The 18,792-nt window shown below is 57.8% G+C and carries 16 protein-coding genes; 4 read left to right on the forward strand and 12 right to left on the reverse strand.

Annotated features, from left to right (window positions below):
- Positions 1–36 precede the first annotated feature (36 nt).
- Entirely contained in the window at positions 37–1,290 is a 1,254-nt protein-coding gene (gene glyA / locus SPG90_RS12005; RefSeq protein WP_008502165.1) for a serine hydroxymethyltransferase, read from the reverse strand.
- 304 nt (positions 1,291–1,594) lie between these two features.
- Here glyA and hmpA point away from each other — a divergent pair, with 304 nt between their 5' ends.
- Positions 1,595–2,785: an NO-inducible flavohemoprotein gene (hmpA, locus tag SPG90_RS12010; RefSeq protein WP_023308834.1), complete on the forward strand. Its 1,191-nt coding sequence runs from the start codon at positions 1,595–1,597 to the stop codon at positions 2,783–2,785.
- A 79-nt stretch (positions 2,786–2,864) separates the two neighbouring features.
- On the opposite strand, the gene glnB is transcribed toward hmpA, so the two are convergent.
- The 5 genes from glnB to purL all read right to left on the reverse strand — a co-directional run bounded on the left by glnB (position 2,865) and on the right by purL (position 11,181).
- Positions 2,865–3,203: a nitrogen regulatory protein P-II gene (glnB, locus tag SPG90_RS12015; protein ID WP_003860685.1), complete on the reverse strand. Its 339-nt coding sequence runs from the start codon at positions 3,201–3,203 to the stop codon at positions 2,865–2,867.
- A gap of 65 nt (positions 3,204–3,268) precedes the next feature.
- Positions 3,269–4,606: a two-component system response regulator GlrR gene (glrR, locus tag SPG90_RS12020; protein ID WP_023308835.1), complete on the reverse strand. Its 1,338-nt coding sequence runs from the start codon at positions 4,604–4,606 to the stop codon at positions 3,269–3,271.
- Positions 4,593–5,330, reverse strand: coding sequence for a two-component system QseEF-associated lipoprotein QseG (qseG, locus tag SPG90_RS12025; protein ID WP_023308836.1), 738 nt, complete (start codon positions 5,328–5,330; stop codon positions 4,593–4,595). Before qseG ends, glrR begins: the two co-directional genes overlap by 14 nt.
- Before the next feature lies 1 nt (position 5,331).
- Positions 5,332–6,759 (reverse strand): two component system sensor histidine kinase QseE/GlrK, encoded by a 1,428-nt coding sequence (gene qseE, locus SPG90_RS12030; RefSeq protein WP_045355302.1) that lies wholly within the window; start codon positions 6,757–6,759, stop codon positions 5,332–5,334.
- 534 nt (positions 6,760–7,293) lie between these two features.
- Positions 7,294–11,181 (reverse strand): phosphoribosylformylglycinamidine synthase, encoded by a 3,888-nt coding sequence (gene purL / locus SPG90_RS12035; protein ID WP_322408150.1) that lies wholly within the window; start codon positions 11,179–11,181, stop codon positions 7,294–7,296.
- Between the two features lie 267 nt (positions 11,182–11,448).
- Here purL and mltF point away from each other — a divergent pair, with 267 nt between their 5' ends.
- Entirely contained in the window at positions 11,449–12,999 is a 1,551-nt protein-coding gene (mltF, locus tag SPG90_RS12040; protein ID WP_045399587.1) for a membrane-bound lytic murein transglycosylase MltF, read from the forward strand.
- On the opposite strand, the gene tadA is transcribed toward mltF, so the two are convergent.
- Genes tadA through murQ form a run of 4 tightly spaced genes read right to left on the reverse strand, consistent with a single transcriptional unit; the run spans position 12,887 to position 16,355 of the window.
- A complete protein-coding gene (gene tadA / locus SPG90_RS12045; protein WP_045399585.1) occupies positions 12,887–13,393 on the reverse strand; it encodes a tRNA adenosine(34) deaminase TadA in 507 nt (168 codons plus the stop codon). The genes mltF and tadA overlap by 113 nt on opposite strands.
- 56 nt (positions 13,394–13,449) lie before the next feature.
- On the reverse strand, positions 13,450–14,085 hold the full coding sequence (gene yfhb, locus SPG90_RS12050; RefSeq protein WP_023308841.1) for a phosphatidylglycerophosphatase C: 636 nt from the start codon (positions 14,083–14,085) through the stop codon (positions 13,450–13,452).
- A 3-nt stretch (positions 14,086–14,088) separates the two neighbouring features.
- On the reverse strand, positions 14,089–15,450 hold the full coding sequence (locus tag SPG90_RS12055; RefSeq protein WP_045399583.1) for a PTS transporter subunit EIIC: 1,362 nt from the start codon (positions 15,448–15,450) through the stop codon (positions 14,089–14,091).
- Positions 15,451–15,461: 11 nt separating this feature from the next.
- Entirely contained in the window at positions 15,462–16,355 is an 894-nt protein-coding gene (murQ, locus tag SPG90_RS12060) for an N-acetylmuramic acid 6-phosphate etherase (protein WP_045355297.1), read from the reverse strand.
- A 117-nt stretch (positions 16,356–16,472) separates the two neighbouring features.
- Here murQ and SPG90_RS12065 point away from each other — a divergent pair, with 117 nt between their 5' ends.
- Complete coding sequence (locus SPG90_RS12065; RefSeq protein ID WP_023308844.1) at positions 16,473–17,321, forward strand: MurR/RpiR family transcriptional regulator; 849 nt, start codon at positions 16,473–16,475, stop codon at positions 17,319–17,321.
- Between the two features lie 46 nt (positions 17,322–17,367).
- Positions 17,368–17,628 (forward strand): YfhL family 4Fe-4S dicluster ferredoxin, encoded by a 261-nt coding sequence (locus SPG90_RS12070; protein ID WP_008502177.1) that lies wholly within the window; start codon positions 17,368–17,370, stop codon positions 17,626–17,628.
- Here SPG90_RS12070 and acpS read toward each other — a convergent pair.
- The gene (acpS, locus tag SPG90_RS12075; protein WP_047173869.1) at positions 17,625–18,005 is read right to left on the reverse strand and encodes a holo-ACP synthase; all 381 of its coding nucleotides are present in this window, start codon (positions 18,003–18,005) and stop codon (positions 17,625–17,627) included. The two genes, SPG90_RS12070 and acpS, sit on opposite strands and share 4 nt — an antisense overlap.
- On the reverse strand, positions 18,005–18,736 hold the full coding sequence (pdxJ, locus tag SPG90_RS12080) for a pyridoxine 5'-phosphate synthase (RefSeq protein WP_047173868.1): 732 nt from the start codon (positions 18,734–18,736) through the stop codon (positions 18,005–18,007). Before pdxJ ends, acpS begins: the two co-directional genes overlap by 1 nt.
- Positions 18,737–18,792 lie beyond the last annotated feature (56 nt).

Here is an 18,792-nt window from a genome sequence, read left to right on the forward strand (position 1 = left end):
AAGCGCGGCCTTTTTTATTTCTGCCAGGCAGAGGAATTATGCGTAAACCGGGAAGCGTGCGCAGATATCCAGAACTTTACCTTTGACGCGCTCGATAACCGCTTCGTCATTGATGTTGTCCAGAACGTCACACATCCAGCCAGCCAACTCTTTCACTTCCGCTTCTTTAAAGCCGCGGCGAGTTACGGCCGGAGAACCGATACGGATACCGGAGGTCACGAACGGGCTCTTCGGATCGTTTGGCACGCTGTTTTTGTTCACGGTGATGTTGGCGCGGCCCAGGGCTGCGTCAGCTTCTTTACCGGTCAGGTTCTTATCAACCAGATCCAGCAGGAACAGGTGGTTTTCAGTACCGCCGGATACCACTTTGTAGCCACGGTTCAGGAACACTTCCACCATCGCTTTGGCATTCTTAGCAACCTGCTGCTGATAAACCTTGAACTCAGGCTCCATCGCTTCTTTCAGCGCGACCGCTTTTGCCGCGATAACGTGCATCAGCGGGCCGCCCTGCGCGCTTGGGAATACAGCGGAGTTCAGTTTTTTGTACAGCTCTTCGTCACCGCCTTTCGCCAGGATCAGGCCACCGCGTGGACCCGCCAGGGTTTTGTGGGTGGTGGTGGTCACAACGTGAGCGTGTGGAACCGGGTTCGGGTAAACGCCAGCGGCAATCAGGCCCGCAACGTGCGCCATGTCGACGAACAGGTAAGCACCGATGCTGTCCGCGATTTCACGCATTTTTGCCCAGTCAACGATACCGGAGTAAGCAGAGAAGCCACCGATGATCATCTTCGGTTTGTGCTCTTTAGCCTGCTTCGCCATGTCTTCGTAGTCAATTTTACCGGACTCATCAATACCGTAAGGGATGATGTTGTACAGTTTGCCGGAGAAGTTAACCGGGGAGCCGTGAGTCAGGTGGCCGCCCTGCGCCAGGTTCATACCCAGAACGGTATCGCCCGGCTGCAGCAGCGCGGTGTAGACCGCGAAGTTAGCCTGAGAGCCAGAGTGCGGCTGCACGTTCGCGTAGTCAGCGCCAAAGAGTTCTTTCGCACGGTCGATAGCCAGCTGCTCAACGATATCAACGTACTCGCAACCGCCGTAATAGCGCTTGCCCGGGTAACCTTCAGCATATTTGTTAGTTAGCTGAGAACCCTGCGCCTGCATGACGCGCGGGCTGGTGTAGTTTTCGGAGGCGATCAGTTCGATGTGCTCTTCCTGACGTACTTTTTCCTGCTCCATAGCCTGCCACAGTTCGGCATCATAATCGGCAATGTTCATTTCACGCTTTAACATCCGCATCTCCTGACTCAGCTAACAAGTAAATTTTGGCCTGAAAAGGCAGTCCTGTTGGACGACGGGCAACAGTATAACTGATTAGTTCTGTGATAACAGGTCTTGACAAACGATTTTACGCAAACGTTTTCCTACCCGCCACGCAAGGGTTTGAGGAATAAAGCTCTCGCTCTTTCCAGCGGATTTCTTTTCAGGTTTGTGATGCATATTTTTCATCTTGCAAAGAACCATTTACAACGCAGGGGTATTTTTTATAAGATGCATTTAAAATACATCATTAAAGTCACATCAGAAGGATGCGCTCATGCTCGACGCTCAAACCATCGCTACCGTTAAAGCCACCATTCCCCTGCTGGTGGAAACCGGCCCTAAACTCACCGCCCATTTCTACGATCGCATGTTCACGCACAACCCGGAGCTCAAGGAAATTTTCAACATGAGCAACCAGCGTAACGGCGATCAGCGCGAAGCGCTTTTCAACGCCATCGCGGCCTACGCCAGCAATATTGAAAACCTGGCGGCACTGCTGCCCGCGGTGGAAAAAATCGCGCAGAAGCACACCAGCTTCCAGATCCAGCCCGAGCAGTACAACATTGTGGGTGGCCACCTGCTGGCAACGCTGGACGAGATGTTCAGCCCGGGCCAGGAGGTGCTGGACGCGTGGGGGAAAGCCTACGGCGTGCTGGCAAACGTGTTTATCAACCGCGAAGCGCAGATCTACAGCGAAAATGCCAGCAAGAACGGCGGCTGGGAAGGCACGCGCGCCTTCCGCATCGTTGAGAAAACGCCGCGCAGCGCGCTGATTACCAGCTTTGAATTTGAGCCAGTGGACGGACAGCCGGTTGCCGATTACCAGCCGGGCCAGTATCTGGGCGTGTGGCTGAAGCCTGAAGGTTTCCCGCATCAGGAGATCCGCCAGTATTCTCTTACCCGCAAGCCAAACGGCAAAGGCTACCGCATTGCGGTGAAGCGTGAGGACGGCGGTCAGGTATCCAACTGGCTTCACAGCGAAGCTAACGTGGGCGACGTGGTTCATCTGGCCGCGCCGGCGGGCGATTTCTTCATGGCCGTTGAAGCGAATACCCCGGTTACGCTGATCTCTGCGGGCGTAGGCCAAACGCCAATGCTGGCGATGCTTGATACGCTGGCGAAAGCCAACCACGGTGCGCAGGTCAACTGGTTCCACGCTGCGGAAAACGGTGACGTGCACGCCTTTGCTGATGAAGTGAAAACGCTCGGGGCGTCCCTGCCGCGCTTCACCGCGCACACCTGGTATCGCCTGCCGACGGATGCAGACCGCGCGGCCGCACGATTTGACAGCGAAGGTCTGATGAATTTAAGCCTGATGGAAGGGGCGTTTAGCGCGCCGGACATGCAGTTCTACGTCTGCGGGCCGGTGGCGTTTATGCAGTATGCCGCGAAGCAGCTGGTGGAGCTGGGTGTGAACAAAGACAACATTCATTATGAATGTTTCGGGCCCCATAAGGTGCTGTAATGAAAAAGCCCCTCGTTCGAGGGGCTTTTTTTTCGCCGGGTGGTTGCACCTTACCCGGCCTACAAAACCGTTGGCATTGTTAAATCGCGGCGTCGTCTTCTTCGCCGGTACGAATACGGATCACGCGCGCCACGTCAAAGACGAAGATTTTACCGTCGCCGATTTTGCCCGTCTGCGCCGTGCGGATAATGGTATCCACGCAGGTATCGACGATATCGTCGCTGACCACGATTTCAATTTTTACTTTCGGCAGAAAGTCGACCATGTACTCTGCGCCACGGTAAAGCTCGGTGTGGCCCTTCTGACGACCAAAACCTTTCACTTCCGTCACGGTCATCCCGGTGATGCCGACTTCCGCCAGCGCTTCACGCACGTCATCCAGTTTGAAAGGTTTAATAATCGCATCAATCTTTTTCATGGTGGGTCCTTAAACTCTTGCCTGTAAGCTGCCTCGTAATCGATTGCTCACAGTACCATACGGCATTACTCTTTAAAATCGTTTGCTTCCAGCTCGTGGCGCGACAGCAGCTTGTAGAACTCGGTGCGGTTGCGTCCGGCCATGCGCGCCGCGTGGGTCACGTTGCCTTTGGTGATCTGCAATAGCTTACGCAGATAGTTCAGCTCAAACTGATTCCGCGCTTCCGCAAACGTCGGCAGGGCCGTGTTTTCCCCTTCCAGCGCCTGCTCCACCAGCGCATCGCTGATCACCGGTGAGGAGGTCAGCGCCACGCACTGCTCAATCACGTTCACCAGCTGGCGCACGTTACCCGGCCAGCCTGCGGCCATCAGCCGCTTCATCGCGTCGGTGGAAAACGCGCGCACGAATGGTTTATGGCGATCGGCCGCCTGGCGCAAAAGATGGTTCGCCAGCAGCGGAATGTCTTCCGCACGCTCCGCCAGCGCCGGGATCTTCAGATTCACCACGTTCAGACGGTAGTAGAGATCTTCGCGAAACTCGTTGCGGGCCATCACTTTTGGCAAGTCGCGGTGGGTAGCGGAAATAATGCGTACGTTAATATCAATGTCGCGATTGCTGCCCAGCGGGCGAACTTTTCGCTCCTGCAATACGCGCAGCAGTTTGACCTGCAGCGGCGCGGGCATGTCGCCAATCTCGTCCAGGAACAGCGTGCCCCCTTCCGCGGCCTGGAACAGCCCTTCCCGGCTGCTCACCGCGCCGGTGAATGCGCCGCGGGCGTGACCAAACAGTTCAGATTCGAGCAGCTGTTCTGGAAGCGCGCCGCAGTTAATGGCGATAAAGGCGTTTTTACTGCGCGGGCTGGCGTTATGGATCGCCTGCGCCAGGATCTCTTTCCCGGTTCCGCTCTGGCCGTTGATGAGCACGCTGACGTCGGACTGCGCCACCATCCGGGCCTGTTCAAGCAGACGCAGCATAATGGGGCTGCGGGTGACGATGGACTCCCGCCACGCTTCATCCCCCGCCGGGGCGGCGTGTTCCAGCGCGCTGTCGATAGCCTTATAAAGCGCGTCTTTGTCCACCGGCTTGGTCAGGAAGCTGAAGACCCCCTGCTGCGTCGCGGCAACCGCATCCGGGATCGACCCGTGCGCCGTCAGGATAATCACGGGCATACCCGGCTGCTGCTTCTGGATCTCCGCGAACAGCTGCAGACCATCCATTTCGTCCATCCGCAGGTCGCTTATCACCAGATCGATTTTCTCGCGGCTGAGGATCTTCAGTCCTTCCAGCCCGCTTTCAGCGGTGACGACGCTGTAGCCTTCGCTCACCAGACGCATCCCCAGCAGCTTTAACAGTCCGGGATCGTCATCCACCAGTAAAAGATGGGCAGGTTTACGGCTCGTCATGCTTCACATCCTCTTGTTTCGGCGTATCGCTGTCCGGTGCAGCGGATGAACTCCCCGGCTGATATTTACGCGACGAGAGCTGCCTTTCGATATCCGTCAGGTTTTCCAGCTTGCGCGTCGTGGTATCCAGCTGCGTACGTAAATGTTGCTGCTGTTGACGCAGCGTATCAAGCTCGCTGTCGGTTGACTGCTGCAGCTTGCTGTAGCGGGAGCGCTCTTCAGAAAGCTGAAGCTGTAATGTCTGTCCATCGCGCCAGAGCTGGTATACCGGGCGTACCTGCACAGGAAGATTGACTACAAACGTGTCCAGCCGGGTGACATTGACGCGGCGTTCAACGGGGGTGATTTTCGCATCTGCGAGTAAAATTCCGCGCTTGAAAGCGTCCTGCCAGGTGTCGTCATCCAGCATCGCCGCCTTCGAGCGGGCGTCTACCGGCGCAAGACGCTGGGCGCAATCTATTCCTCGCAGCCAGAACAGCGGGTTGCTTTCAACGTCATGTCCTGACAGGTTCCAGATGTCGTCGCAGCGGGTTGAGAGGAAATCTGCCAGCTGGTTATCGGGCCATTTATCTTCTTGTTTATCGCTAATTGCACTTTGTGGCGCATGGGAAACACACCCTGCCAGAAATAAACAGGGCAGGCTCAGGCGAAGCGTGTTGCAGGAAAACACCGCGCGTACGGCGCGGAAAAAGACGTGTGACATACTCACCAGACATAGATTCATTTTATTGATTTTTCCGGCTCACGGGCAGTTCGATACGGAAGCAAACGTCTGAACGTTCGTCCGCGGCAATGTTTAGCTCACCCTGCATGCGTCGTATGCAGTCCCGGGCGATGCTCAAGCCCAGCCCGCTTCCTTTAACCGCGCCTTTCCGCTGATGACTCCCCTGGAAAAAGGGTTCGAAGATCATGGTTTTTTCGTCATCGGGGATCGGGGTGCCGGTGTTTGCGACGTCAATAAACACCCGTGAACCATTCGTATTACTTCGGATATAAATGTTACCGGATTCAGTACCATAGTGCACCGCATTGGAGTAAAGATTATCCAGAACGCTCATCAGCAACATGGGTTCAGCCAGGCACGCAGGCGCATTCAGCTCAACGCCGGTATGCATCATTTTAGCTCTTGCTGGCAAGCTGTGGGCGGAGATCACCATATCCACCAGCGGCTCAATTTCAACGTTTTCCAGTACGACCGCCCCGTCAGCCAGCTTGCGGTTGTAATCCAGAAGTTGCTCAATCAGCTTTTGCAGATTGCGGCTGCTGTTATCCAGGATCTCGACAATTTCTTTCTGTTCTGGCGTAAGGGGCCCGGCTACTTCGTCCGCCAGCAGTTCCGTCCCTTCGCGCATGCTGGCCAGCGGCGTTTTAAGCTCATGGGAGATATGGCGCAGGAACTGATGGCGCTGTGATTCGAGCCACGCCAGGCGCTCGGACAGCCAGATAATGCGCTGGCCTACGGATCGCAGCTCGCGGGGACCTTTAAAGGCTACCGTATCCCCGAGCGATTTCCCCTCCCCCAGACGGTTGATCATACGCTGAATGCCCTTCACCGGGCCGATGATCATGCGGGTAAAGAGCAGAACCAGCCCCAGGCTCACCAGGAACAGCACCAGCGCCTGCCAGCCGAAGAACTGGCCACGCTCGGCAATCTCCTGCTGGAGCTGCTGGCCGCGAGAGAAAATCACCGCGCGCGTTGACTGCACCATCTCGGTGTTGGCGCTGGCAAATGCTTCGAGGCGCGCGGCGGCGGCGGCATCCGGGCCGCTGTTGCTGCACTGCAGCTGCGCGAGATCGTTCAAATCCTGACGTAACGCCTGATACAGCTTGTCATCAGGCAAGACCCCCGCGTGAGCGTCCAGCATTTCGCTGTAGCGTTTACGCTGACTCTGATAAACCTTTTCCAGCGTCCGATCGTCAAGCACGCAATACTGACGATAGCTACGCTCCATCTCCAGCGCGGCGTTGGTCATTGCTTCACTGCGTCTGGCGTCGATGAGCGTCGTGCGGTTGGTCAAAGCCGCCTGCGCGCTCAGTGCGTTCAGGCTTTGCCACGCCTGCCAGGCAAGGATCAGCAGCGGCAGCAGGATCAGCAGGAAGGCCATCATGACGAGCTGCCGCAGGGAGCGGGGGAAAACGGGCCAGCGTTTCAACGCATTACTCTCTTTATGGGGATTTACGCAGAGCGTAACTGAGTCTGCCCTTCAGATACAACAAAGCCGGGTAAAAACCCGGCTTTGTCATGGAATGAGGCGGTGCCTAACTCGACGTTTCGCCCTGGCCTGATAAAGCATCGCTATGATCAGTAGTTGGACGGCAGGCACCTTTTTGTGCGTCATTCGAAGTTTATGTAGCGCGTCCCGAAGGGGCTGACATAAGAAGGTGAATGAGCCACTGGTTAATATTATGCAACACCCATGCCAGAATGCAAAACAAAATATTAACAGTTTGAAATATATGAGTTTTACTCGTTTAGCCTGTTAATTATCGGTTGAATGATTTCCAGGCTAAGTGTCGCTGTTAAGCAACACCTTAACGGGAACCTTTACTGCCACATATAAATCAATGAGTTAAATGTCGCCTTTTGGAGACAGTTGGATTACGGGTCTGTCGCGTAATTGCGACACAAATAAAAAAGCCCGGTGGAGCTTTCGCTTACCGGGCCTGGAAGGGTGTGTGGCTAAAACTTAACCCAACTGCTTACGCGCGTTGCGGAAGATACGCATCCACGGGCTGTCCTCGCCCCAGTTGTCCGGGTGCCAGGAGTTGCTCACGGTACGGAATACGCGTTCCGGGTGCGGCATCATGATGGTCGCGCGACCGCTTTCGCTGGTCACCGCCGTAATACCGTTGGCGGAGCCGTTCGGGTTAGCCGGGTAAGTTTCAGTCACCTTGCCGAAGTTATCGACAAAGCGCAGCGCCACCAGGCCTTTGCTCTCCAGCTGAGCCAGATGCGCAGCATCACGTACTTCTACCTGACCTTCACCGTGGGAAACGGCGATTGGCATCTGAGAACCGACCATTCCCTGCAGCAGCAGAGACGGGCTTTGGGTCACTTCCACCAGGCTGAAGCGCGCCTCGAAGCGGTCAGACTGGTTGCGCACAAAGCGCGGCCAGGCTTCGCTGCCCGGGATCAGCTCGCGCAGGTTAGACATCATCTGGCAGCCGTTACACACGCCCAGCGCCAGGGTCTGCGGACGGTGGAAGAAGGTTTCGAACTCGTCGCGCACGCGGCTGTTGAACAGGATGGACTTCGCCCAGCCTTCGCCCGCGCCCAGCACGTCGCCGTAGGAGAAGCCGCCGCACGCCACCAACGCCTGGAAATATTCCAGACCGGTACGTCCGGCCAGCAGGTCGCTCATGTGGACGTCGATAGCGTCAAAGCCCGCGCGGTGGAAGGCAGCCGCCATCTCAACGTGGGAGTTGACGCCCTGCTCGCGCAGCACGGCCACTTTTGGACGCGCGCCGGTCGCAATGTACGGCGCAGCGATATCTTCGTTAATGTCGAAGGAGAGCTTCACGTTCAGGCCTGGATCCTGGTCATTCGCTTTCGCGTTATGCTCCTGATCGGCACATTCCGGGTTATCACGCAGGCGCTGCATCTGCCAGGTGGTTTCCGCCCACCACATGCGCAGCGTGGTGCGGCTTTCGCTGAATACCGCGTGACCGTCTGCTTCAATCACGAAGCGGTCGCCCTGAACGGCTTTACCCAGATAGTGCACGCAGTCTGCCAGACCGTGCTTCGCCAGAATCGCTTCAACCGCGTCGCGATCCGCCGCGCGCACCTGAATCACGGCGCCCAGCTCTTCGTTGAACAGCGCCGCCAGACGGTCTTCGCCCAGCGTCGCAATGTTCGCTTCCACGCCACAGTGGCCGGTGAAGGCCATCTCTGCCAGGGTCACCAGCAGGCCGCCGTCGGAACGGTCGTGGTAGGCCAGCAGCTTACGCTGCGCCACCAGCGCCTGAATCGCGTCGTAGAAGCCTTTCAGCTGGGCCACGTCACGCACGTCGGCTGGCTTATCGCCGAGCTGGCGGTAAACCTGCGCCAGCGCGGTGGCACCCAGCGCGTTGTGGCCTTTACCCAGGTCAATCAGCAGCAGGGCGTTGTCTTCGGTCGCAAGCTGCGGCGTAACGGTGTGACGCACGTCTTCCACGCGGGCAAACGCGGTGATGACCAGCGACAGCGGAGAGGTCATCTCGCGCTGCTCGCTGCCTTCCTGCCAGCGGGTTTTCATCGACATGGAGTCTTTGCCCACCGGAATGGTCAGGCCGAGGGCAGGACACAGCTCCTCGCCCACCGCTTTCACGGCTTCATACAGGCCAGCATCTTCGCCAGGGTGGCCGGCAGCGGCCATCCAGTTGGCGGAGAGCTTGATACGTTTGATATCGCCAATCTGCGTCGCGGCGATGTTGGTCAGCGCTTCACCGACCGCCAGACGGGCAGAAGCAGCGAAGTCCAGCAGCGCCACCGGGGTACGTTCGCCGAGAGCCATCGCTTCGCCGTAGTAGCTGTCGAGGCTCGCGGTGGTCACGGCGCAGTTAGCGATAGGGATCTGCCACGGGCCGACCATCTGATCGCGCGATACCATACCGGTCACGGTGCGGTCGCCGATGGTAACCAGGAAGGTTTTCTCTGCCACAGCAGGCAGGTGCAGCACGCGGTTGACCGCTTCTGCCACGGTGATGCCCTGGCGATCCAGCGCTTTGCCCGCCGCTTTACGGGTGGTTACGTCGCGGGTCATCTTCGGCGTTTTACCGAGCAGAACGTCGAGCGGCAGATCGATTGGCTGGTTGTCAAAGTGGGTGTCGCTTAAGGAAAGGTGCTGCTCTTCGGTCGCTTCACCGATGACGGCATACGGCGCGCGCTCGCGGCGGCACAGCTCGTCAAACAGCGGCAGCTGGTCGGCAGCAACCGCCAGCACGTAACGCTCCTGGGATTCGTTACACCAGATTTCCAGCGGGCTCATGCCCGGCTCATCGCTCAGGATATCGCGCAGGTTGAAACGCCCGCCGCGGCCGCCGTCGCTTACCAGCTCCGGCATGGCGTTGGACAGGCCGCCCGCGCCCACGTCGTGAATGAAGAGGATCGGGTTAGCGTCGCCCAGTTGCCAGCAGCGGTCGATCACTTCCTGGCAGCGGCGCTCCATCTCAGGGTTGTCGCGCTGCACGGAGGCGAAGTCGAGATCCGCATCAGACTGGCCGGAGGCCATAGAAGAGGCCGCCCCGCCGCCCAGGCCGATGTTCATCGCCGGGCCGCCCAGTACGATCAGCTTCGCGCCGACGACGATCTCGCCTTTCTGCACGTGATCGGCACGGATGTTGCCGATCCCGCCCGCCAGCATGATCGGTTTGTGGTAGCCGCGCAGCTCTTCGCCGTTGTGGCTGTCCACTTTCTCTTCATAGGTGCGGAAGTAACCGTTCAGCGCCGGACGACCAAATTCGTTGTTAAACGCCGCGCCGCCCAGCGGGCCTTCGGTCATGATATCCAGCGCGGTCACGATACGCTCTGGCTTGCCGAAATCTTCTTCCCACGGCTGTTCAAAGCCCGGGATACGCAGGTTAGAGACGGAGAAACCGACCAGACCCGCTTTGGGTTTAGCGCCACGACCGGTCGCACCTTCATCACGGATTTCACCGCCGGAGCCGGTCGCCGCGCCCGGCCACGGGGAGATCGCCGTCGGGTGGTTGTGGGTTTCCACTTTCATCAGGATATGCGCGGGCTCCTGATGGAAGTCATAGCGCCCTGCTTCGCGATCGGCGAAGAAGCGGCCCACCTCGGAACCTTCCATTACCGCGGCGTTGTCCTTATAGGCAGACAGCACGTGGTCAGGGGTTTGCTCCATGGTGTTTTTGATCATTTTGAACAGCGACTTCGGCTGCTGTTCGCCGTCAATAATCCAGTCGGCGTTGAAAATCTTGTGGCGGCAGTGCTCAGAGTTAGCCTGCGCGAACATGTAGAGTTCGATGTCGTTCGGGTTACGGTTGAGCTTAACAAACGCATCCTGCAGGTAATCAATTTCGTCTTCAGCCAGCGCCAGGCCGAGACGCAGGTTGGCGTCAATCAGCGCCTGACGGCCCTGCCCCAGCAGGTCTACGCTCTGTACCGGCGCAGGCTGATGGTGAGAGAAAAGCTTCTGCGCGTCATCGAGAGAGGCAAATACGCTCTCCATCATGCGATCGTGCAGTTCAGCCGCAACCGCCTGCCACTGCGCGTCGCTCAGGGTAGAGGCTTCCACGTAGTACGCCACGCCGCGTTCCAGACGGTTAATCTGGCTCAGGCCACAGTTGTGGGCGATGTCGGTGGCTTTGGAAGACCAGGGGGAGATGGTGCCCGGACGAGGCGTCGCAAGGATCAGTTTGCCGGTTGGCGTATGGCTGCTCAGGCTTGGGCCATACTTGAGCAGGCGTTCCAGCTGTACGCGCTCCTCTGCATTCAGGGGGGCATTCAGGTCAGCAAAATGGACATACTCAGCGTAAATATTGCTTACCGGAAGGTCGGCCGCCTGAAAACGTGCCAGCAGTTTAGTGATACGGAAGGCAGACAGTGCAGGCGAACCACGCAGAATTTCCATCATAAGTCTCTCGTCTTCGAAGCGCCGGGGCGCTTACAGTGTGCGCAAGGGGGGAAAACGGGCGTCATTATAGAGAATCCTGAGCGCCGACGAAACCGTTTGCGTCGAAATAAAATTTGCACAGAGATTTAACAATAGATGTGACCTGTCTCTCTAATTGGTTGCCAAGTGGCGTAAGTTTACGCAAAATGCCGCTCATTCAATGGCAAACCTTATGATTAACATGGCTACAGCAAACTGAGGCAACCGGCGTCGCAGAGAATTAACTAATTGAAAAAATTAAAGATTAATTATCTGCTCATCGGCATTGTAACGTTGCTGCTGGCAGTGGCCCTCTGGCCTTCCATCCCCTGGTTCGGCAAAGCCGAAAACCGTATCGCCGCCATTCAGGAGCGGGGGGAATTGCGCGTCAGTACCCTCAACTCCCCGCTGATTTACAGCGACGTCAACGGCAAAATCATTGGTCTGGATTATGAACTTGCACAACAGTTCGCCGACTATCTTGGCGTGAAGCTTAAAATCACCGTCCGCCAGAATATCAACGAGCTGTTTGACGACCTCGATAACGACGATGCCGATATGCTCGCCGCCGGGCTGGTGTATAACAGCGAGCGCAGCAAGAACTACCAGCCAGGCCCGACCTACTACTCCGTTTCTCAGCAGCTGGTTTACCGCGTCGGGAGCCTGCGCCCGCGCTCGCTGGCTTCAATTAACGATCGGCAGCTGACGATTGCGCCCGGCCACGTGGTGATTGACGATCTGCGGGAGCTCAAGGAGAAGAAATATCCCGACCTGAGCTGGACGGTGGATCCGAAACTCGGCACGACGGAGCTGCTGGAGCAGGTAAAAGATCAGAAGGTGTCCTACACCATCGCCGATTCGGTCGCGATCAGCCTGTTCCAGCGGGTGCATCCTGAAATCGCCGTGGCGCTGGACGTCACCGACGAGCAGCCCGTGACCTGGTTTAGCCAGCTTGATGACGATCAGACCTTCTCTGCCGCGATGCTTGATTTCTTCAACACCATCAATGAAGACGGTACCCTGGCGCGTCTCGAAGAGAAGTACCTCGGGCACGGCGATGACTTTGACTACGTTGATACCCGCAGCTTCCTGCGAGCAGTAGACAGCGTCCTGCCGGATCTGCAGCCGCTGTTCGAAAAATACGCCCAGGAGATTGACTGGAAGCTGCTGGCGGCTATTTCGTATCAGGAATCCCACTGGGATACCCAGGCCACGTCGCCCACGGGGGTACGCGGTTTGATGATGTTAACCAAAAATACCGCGCTGAGCCTTGGCGTCAATGACCGTACCGATGCCGAACAGAGCATCAGCGGCGGTGCGCGCTACCTGCAGGATATGATGGCCAAAGTACCGGAAACGGTGCCGGAAGAAGAGCGGATCTGGTTTGCGCTGGCGGCCTACAATATGGGCTACGCGCATATGCTTGATGCGCGAGCGTTGACGGCCAAAACGAAAGGTAACCCGGACAGCTGGTCAGACGTTAAGCAGCGCCTGCCGCTGCTGAGCCAAAAGCCATGGTATAACAAGCTGACATACGGCTACGCGCGCGGGCATGAAGCCTACGCCTACGTGGAAAATATCCGTAAATATCAGATTAGCCTGGTCGGGTATCTGCTGGAGAAAGAGAAAGAGGCGACGGAGGCCAAACAGCTGGCTCAAAGTTACCCGGTCGTGGCGCCGGACGAGCTTAATCGTCCGACAGCTTCAATTCTGCCTTTTGCTGCTTTTTCTGCTGACGGCGCATTCGAAAGAAATCGCTTAATAGCCCCGAACACTCTGGTGCAAGCACCCCACCGATAGTCTTCACCTGGTGGTTCATACCAGGGTGACCCAGCACGTCCATCAGCGAACCGGCCGCACCGGTTTTTTCATCCCGCGCGCCGAAAACCAACGTCCCGATCCGGCTGTGCACCATCGCGCCGGAGCACATCACGCACGGCTCCAGCGTCACATACAGCGTGGTATCAAGCAGACGATAGTTTTGCAGCACCAGACCGCCCTGGCGAAGCGCCATAATTTCGGCATGCGCGGTAGGATCGTGGCGACCAATAGGCCGGTTCCACCCTTCGCCAATCACCTGATTGTTATGGACCAGCACCGCGCCCACGGGCACTTCGCCCTCGTCCCAGGCGCGTTGAGCCAGCGTCAGCGCGTGGCGCATCCAGTATTCATGATTGTGTACAGGGTTGGACAAAGGCGATACTCCAGTCGAAAAGCGGGCGGCATTATACACGCCAGTTTTAGAGAAGACTATTCGAGTTGCTGAAGTTCGCCTGATGGCGTGACGCGCCAGCGGTGCTGGCAAAAATAGAGCAGCGGGTTGTCCTGCTTGCTGTCGCTGTAGCCGCTGTACAGGCGCAGCGGCGTACCGATGCGTTTTTCCAGCTGAACCACTTTTTCATGCCCCAGGCAGCGCAGGGTCAGCACCCAGCCGCCGTAGCCGCGGCTAATTTGCGTGGCGATAAGATTCACGCGCGGAAGCCAGGGGGTATCAAAATAGACCTGCTCCACCAGCGTCTGCGGGGAGCCCGTAATCAGCCAGATGTCGGCATCGTTAGCGTCGAGGTAGCTGGTCAGGCGCGCCTGCACAACCGGAAAGGCGGCGACGTGGCCGCGAAACCAGTGCGCAAAATCCTTTTCGAGCTGCTTGAGCCGCGCTTCGCTGTGCCCAAAGGTACATCCCCACAGCAGCAAACTCATCGGCCATCGCGCCGCACGGCCTTTCACCAGCAGCGCGATACCGATAACCGGTAAGAGCGGCAGCACGAGCAGCGCATTCAAAGGCTGACGCCGCAGCAGGTAACGCATAAACGTACCAAACATATCCTGCTGATGCAGCGTTCCATCCAGATCGAAAAAGACAACGCGACGCGCGTGATTTGCCAAACCTTACTCCTCTGGGTCGTTGAAACCTAACAGCCAGGTAAACAGGAACCCGGCGATCACCGCTACTAAATAGCCTAACAGATAGAGCATCACTTTTCCGGTCACGATGGTTAATGCCAGCGGTAAACCGGAAAGCCCAAAGGTGATAACGGTAGCGACTTTCCAGTAGCTGATCAGCGCCCCGCCTACCGCGCCCCCCAGACAGGCGGCGAGGAACGGTTTACCCAGCGGCAGCGTAACGCCGAAAATCAGCGGCTCGCCGATGCCGAGCAGTCCGACCGGGAGCGCGCCTTTAATCATTTTTTTCAGACGCGCGTTGCGGGTTTTCATCAGTACGGCAATTGCCGCGCCGACCTGCCCCACCCCCGCCATCGACAGGATAGGCAGCAGCGCGTTATAGCCGTGCGCCTGTACAAGCTCGACGTGGATCGGCACCAGCCCCTGGTGCAGGCCGGTCAGCACCAGCGGCAGGAAGGTACCGGAAAGCACAGCGCCAACCAGCAGCCCGCCTCGGTCGATAGCCAGAGACGCACCGTGAGCGATGGCTTCAGAGATCCACCCGCCTAGCGGCTGGAGGGCCACAATCGCTACGCTACCGGTAATGAGCGTGGTCAACAGCGGGTTGAGAATCAGCTCGATCGAGCCAGGCAGAACCGCGCGCAGCCTTTTCTCGATCCAGCTCATCAGGATGACCACCAGCAGCACGGCGATCACCCCGCCGCGGCCCGGTTGGAGCGCCTCGCCAAACAGCGTGATCTGCGCCAGCTGCGGGCTGGACAAGATGCCCGCCATTACCCCGCCCATCGCCAGCGATCCGCCAAACACCTTCGCGGTATTCACCCCGACCAGAATGTTCATGATGGCGAAAACAGCGCTGCCGAAGATCCCGAGAATCCCCAGCAGGTTCGGATACTGCGTGGCGAAATCCCCCACAATATCCGGTCGCTTGAGGATGTTGATGATCCCGGTGATCAGGCCTGAGGCAATAAACGCCGGGATTAGTGGAATAAAGACGTTTGCCAGCTGACGCAGCGCATCGCTCATGGGGGCTTTGTATTTGGCCTTTGCCTGCGCCCTGGTGCGCTCCGCATCGTCCATCGACGCGCTCGCGCTAACGCCCATCAGCGCGCGCATGGCATCGACAACCTGCGCCGCTTTCCCCGGCCCGACGATCAGCTGATGCTGCTGCCCTTGTTTCACGTAGCCGCTGACGCCGGACAGCTGCTTAAGGCGCGGTACGTCAAGCTGGTCGTCGTTATGTACCTCGACTCGCACGCGCGTCATGCAGTTTTCGAGACGCTGAATATTTTTTTCCCCACCGATCCCCTGCAGGATATCGCTGGCGAGCGCTGCTGTTTTGTCCATAGACGCCTCTGTTAGTTTTCTAATGCCGCCCGTAAGAAGCCGTTATGCGCAGCGAGTTTGGCCCTCGCGGCCGCCGCATCCAGCCCGCTCAGGATCATCAGAATGGCCGGTTTAACATCGTGCGCGGTCTGCCTGAGCACCGCTTCTGCCTCTTCACGGCCTGCGCCTGTCGCCTCCATCACCATGCGGCAGGCTCTGTCCACCAGCTTGACGTTGGTGGCCTGCATATCCACCATCAGGTTCTGATAAACCTTGCCGAACTTCACCATCGCGCCGGTGGAGATCATATTGAGCACCAGCTTTTGCGCGGTCCCGGATTTCAGGCGCGTGGAGCCGGTGAGCGCTTCCGGCCCGACTACCGGAGAGATAGCGATAGCGGCCACCTGCGCAATCGGGGAACCCGGATTACAGGAGATGGCGACCGTCGTGCAGCCCGTCCGGTTGGCGTATTCCAGCCCGCCAATGACGTACGGGGTGCGCCCGGATGCCGCCAGCCCGACCACCAGATCCTTCGCGGTCAGATTCAGATCCTTCAGGTCATCCTCGCCCAGCTGTTTATTGTCTTCCGCTCCCTCAACGGCTTTCAGCAGCGCGCCGGGTCCACCGGCAATCAGCCCAACGACCAGACCGTGCGGCACCCCAAAGGTGGGCGGACATTCTGACGCATCCAGAACCCCAAGACGCCCGCTGGTACCCGCTCCCATGTAGATAATGCGACCGCCGGCCTTAAGGGCTTCCGCCGCCGCATCGACCGCTTTCGCCACCTCGGGTAAAGTCTCTTTCACTGCCTGCGCGACCAGCGTATCCTGTTGATTAAAGCGGTTAACCAGCTCCAGGGTGGAGAGCGCATCCAGATCCATGGTTTGTGGGTTACGCGTTTCAGAAACAAGTGAGCCAAGATTCATTTTTGTACCTCAAGAATTTTTAATTCATAATAATCACACTATAATGGAATATAAAATTCATTCAGGCGAGCAAAATTCGTATTTGCGCAGATAATCACATTTTCGCCAGGAGACCCTATGAACTGTTTAATTCGCATTCGCCAGCGTTATGCAGGCTTTGCCCAAAGCGACAAGAAGCTGGCGGATTTTCTGCTTTCTCAACCCGATCATGCACGCCACCTCAGCTCGCAGCAGCTGGCGAGTGAAGCCGGCGTGAGCCAGTCCAGCGTGGTGAAGTTTGCCCAGAAGATTGGCTTTAAGGGGTTCCCCGCCCTCAAGCTGGCGATCAGCGAAGCGCTGGTGAGCAACCCCAACCCGCAGTCAATGCCGGTGCATAATCAGATCCGCGGCGATGACCCGATGCGGCTGGTTGGCGAAAAGCTGATCAAAGAGAACGTGGCGGCTATGCACGCGACGCTCGACGTGAATACGGAAGAGAAGCTGCTGGAGAGCGTAGCGATGCTGCGCGGCGCGCGGCGCATCATCCTGACCGGTATCGGGGCGTCCGGACTTGTGGCGCGTAACTTTGGCTGGAAGCTGACGAAAATTGGGCTTAACGCCATCGTCGAGCAGGATATGCACGCCCTGCTGGCGACCGTACAGGCGATGGATCCTGACGATCTGCTGCTGGCTATCTCCTACTCCGGCGAGCGTCGAGAGATCAACATGGCAACCGATGAAGCGCTACGCGTCGGCGGTAAAATTCTGGCGATCACCGGTTTTACCCCGAATGCCCTGCAGCAGCGGGCCACGCGCTGTTTATATACCATTGCCGAAGAGCAGGCCACGCGCAGCGCGGCTATCTCGTCCACCAGCGCGCAAATGATGCTGACGGACCTGCTGTTTATGGCGCTGGTGCAGCAGGATCTGGAGCGCGCGCCCGAACGCATTCGTCACAGCGAAGAACTGGTAAAGAAACTGGTTTGACGCTTATAATGCCCGCCCGGTTTGTGTTGTTTCTGAGAATTTCCTGATGGCGCTGTTAATTACCAAAAAATGCATTAATTGCGATATGTGCGAGCCCGAATGCCCGAACCAGGCGATTTCGATGGGCGACAGCATTTATGAGATTAACAGCGACCGCTGCACGGAATGCATCGGCCACTATGAAACGCCGACCTGTCAGAAAGTGTGCCCGATCCCGAATACCATCCTGAAGGATCCGGCCCACGTTGAGAGCGAAGAGCAGCTATGGGATAAGTTTGTCCTGATGCACCACGCGGACAAACTTTAACTTTCGATGATCACCGTCGCGCTGGCATAGTGGCGTTCATCCGCGATCGTCACGTGCATGTGATTCACCCCCAGCTTTTCCGCCAGCTTTTGCGCTTCTCCCCACAGACGCAGGCTCGGTTTGCCCAGCTCATCGTTAAACACTTCGAACTGATTAAACGCCAGGCCGTTACGAATGCCGGTTCCGAAGGCTTTGGCCGCCGCCTCTTTTACCGCAAAGCGCTTTGCCAGAAAACGCACCGGCTGCTGATGCGCTTCCCAGATGGCCCACTCGTTATCGCTCAGCACGCGTTTTGCGAGGCGATCGCCGCTACGGGCGATCACCGCTTCAATACGGGCTATTTCAACGATATCGGTGCCTAAGCCCAGAATGGCCATTACTGACGCGCTTCCTGCATCAGGCGTTTCATTTCTGAAACCGCCTCTTTCAGGCCGCTCATCACCGCGCGGCCAATGATGGCGTGGCCGATGTTCAGCTCGTGCATTTCCGACAGCGCGGCAATGGCCTTCACGTTATGGTAGGTCAGGCCGTGACCGGCGTTAACCTTCAGGCCCAGGCTTGAGGCGTACGTGGCCGCTTTGGCAATACGCTCCAGCTCTTTGGCCTGCTCGGCGTCGTTTTTGGCATCGGCATAGCAGCCGGTGTGGATTTCGATATACGGTGCACCCACGTCGGCCGCCGCTTTAATCTGGGCGAAATCGGCGTCGATAAACAGAGAAACCAGGATACCGGCATCCGCCAGGCGCTTGCAGGCATCGCGCATTTTGTCGAGCTGACCGGCCACATCCAGACCGCCTTCGGTGGTTACTTCCTGGCGTTTTTCCGGCACCAGGCAGCAGAAATGCGGCTGGGTCTCGCAGGCAATCGCCAGCATCTCTTCGGTGACCGCCATCTCCAGATTCATACGGGTGTCCAGCGTCTGACGCAGAATGCGCACGTCGCGATCGGTGATATGGCGACGGTCTTCACGCAGGTGAACGGTAATACCGTCAGCGCCAGCCTGTTCAGCGATAAACGCTGCCTGAACCGGATCGGGATACGCCGTGCCGCGCGCATTACGCAGCGTGGCGATGTGGTCGATGTTGACGCCTAACAGTAATTCAGCCATGACAATCCTCGGTATTTTGGTTCATTTCTCTTCCCCTCTTCCCTCCGGGAGAGGGC

It is taken from the genome of Enterobacter sp. D2, assembly GCF_034427575.1.
Lineage (GTDB): Bacteria > Pseudomonadota > Gammaproteobacteria > Enterobacterales > Enterobacteriaceae > Enterobacter > Enterobacter cloacae_M.

What these genes read in the sequence shown, in the direction of transcription:
- murQ (WP_045355297.1), bottom strand. Translation starts at nt 16,355, where the DNA reads ATGAATCTTGGCTCACTTGTTTCTGAAACGCGTAACCCACAAACCATG.
- pdxJ (WP_047173868.1), bottom strand. Translation starts at nt 18,736, where the DNA reads ATGGCTGAATTACTGTTAGGCGTCAACATCGACCACATCGCCACGCTG.
- acpS (WP_047173869.1), bottom strand. Translation starts at nt 18,005, where the DNA reads ATGGCCATTCTGGGCTTAGGCACCGATATCGTTGAAATAGCCCGTATT.
- qseG (WP_023308836.1), bottom strand. Translation starts at nt 5,330, where the DNA reads ATGAATCTATGTCTGGTGAGTATGTCACACGTCTTTTTCCGCGCCGTA.
- glyA (WP_008502165.1), bottom strand. Translation starts at nt 1,290, where the DNA reads ATGTTAAAGCGTGAAATGAACATTGCCGATTATGATGCCGAACTGTGG.
- SPG90_RS12065 (WP_023308844.1), top strand. Translation starts at nt 16,473, where the DNA reads ATGAACTGTTTAATTCGCATTCGCCAGCGTTATGCAGGCTTTGCCCAA.
- SPG90_RS12070 (WP_008502177.1), top strand. Translation starts at nt 17,368, where the DNA reads ATGGCGCTGTTAATTACCAAAAAATGCATTAATTGCGATATGTGCGAG.
- glrR (WP_023308835.1), bottom strand. Translation starts at nt 4,606, where the DNA reads ATGACGAGCCGTAAACCTGCCCATCTTTTACTGGTGGATGACGATCCC.
- SPG90_RS12055 (WP_045399583.1), bottom strand. Translation starts at nt 15,450, where the DNA reads ATGGACAAAACAGCAGCGCTCGCCAGCGATATCCTGCAGGGGATCGGT.
- hmpA (WP_023308834.1), top strand. Translation starts at nt 1,595, where the DNA reads ATGCTCGACGCTCAAACCATCGCTACCGTTAAAGCCACCATTCCCCTG.
- purL (WP_322408150.1), bottom strand. Translation starts at nt 11,181, where the DNA reads ATGATGGAAATTCTGCGTGGTTCGCCTGCACTGTCTGCCTTCCGTATC.
- glnB (WP_003860685.1), bottom strand. Translation starts at nt 3,203, where the DNA reads ATGAAAAAGATTGATGCGATTATTAAACCTTTCAAACTGGATGACGTG.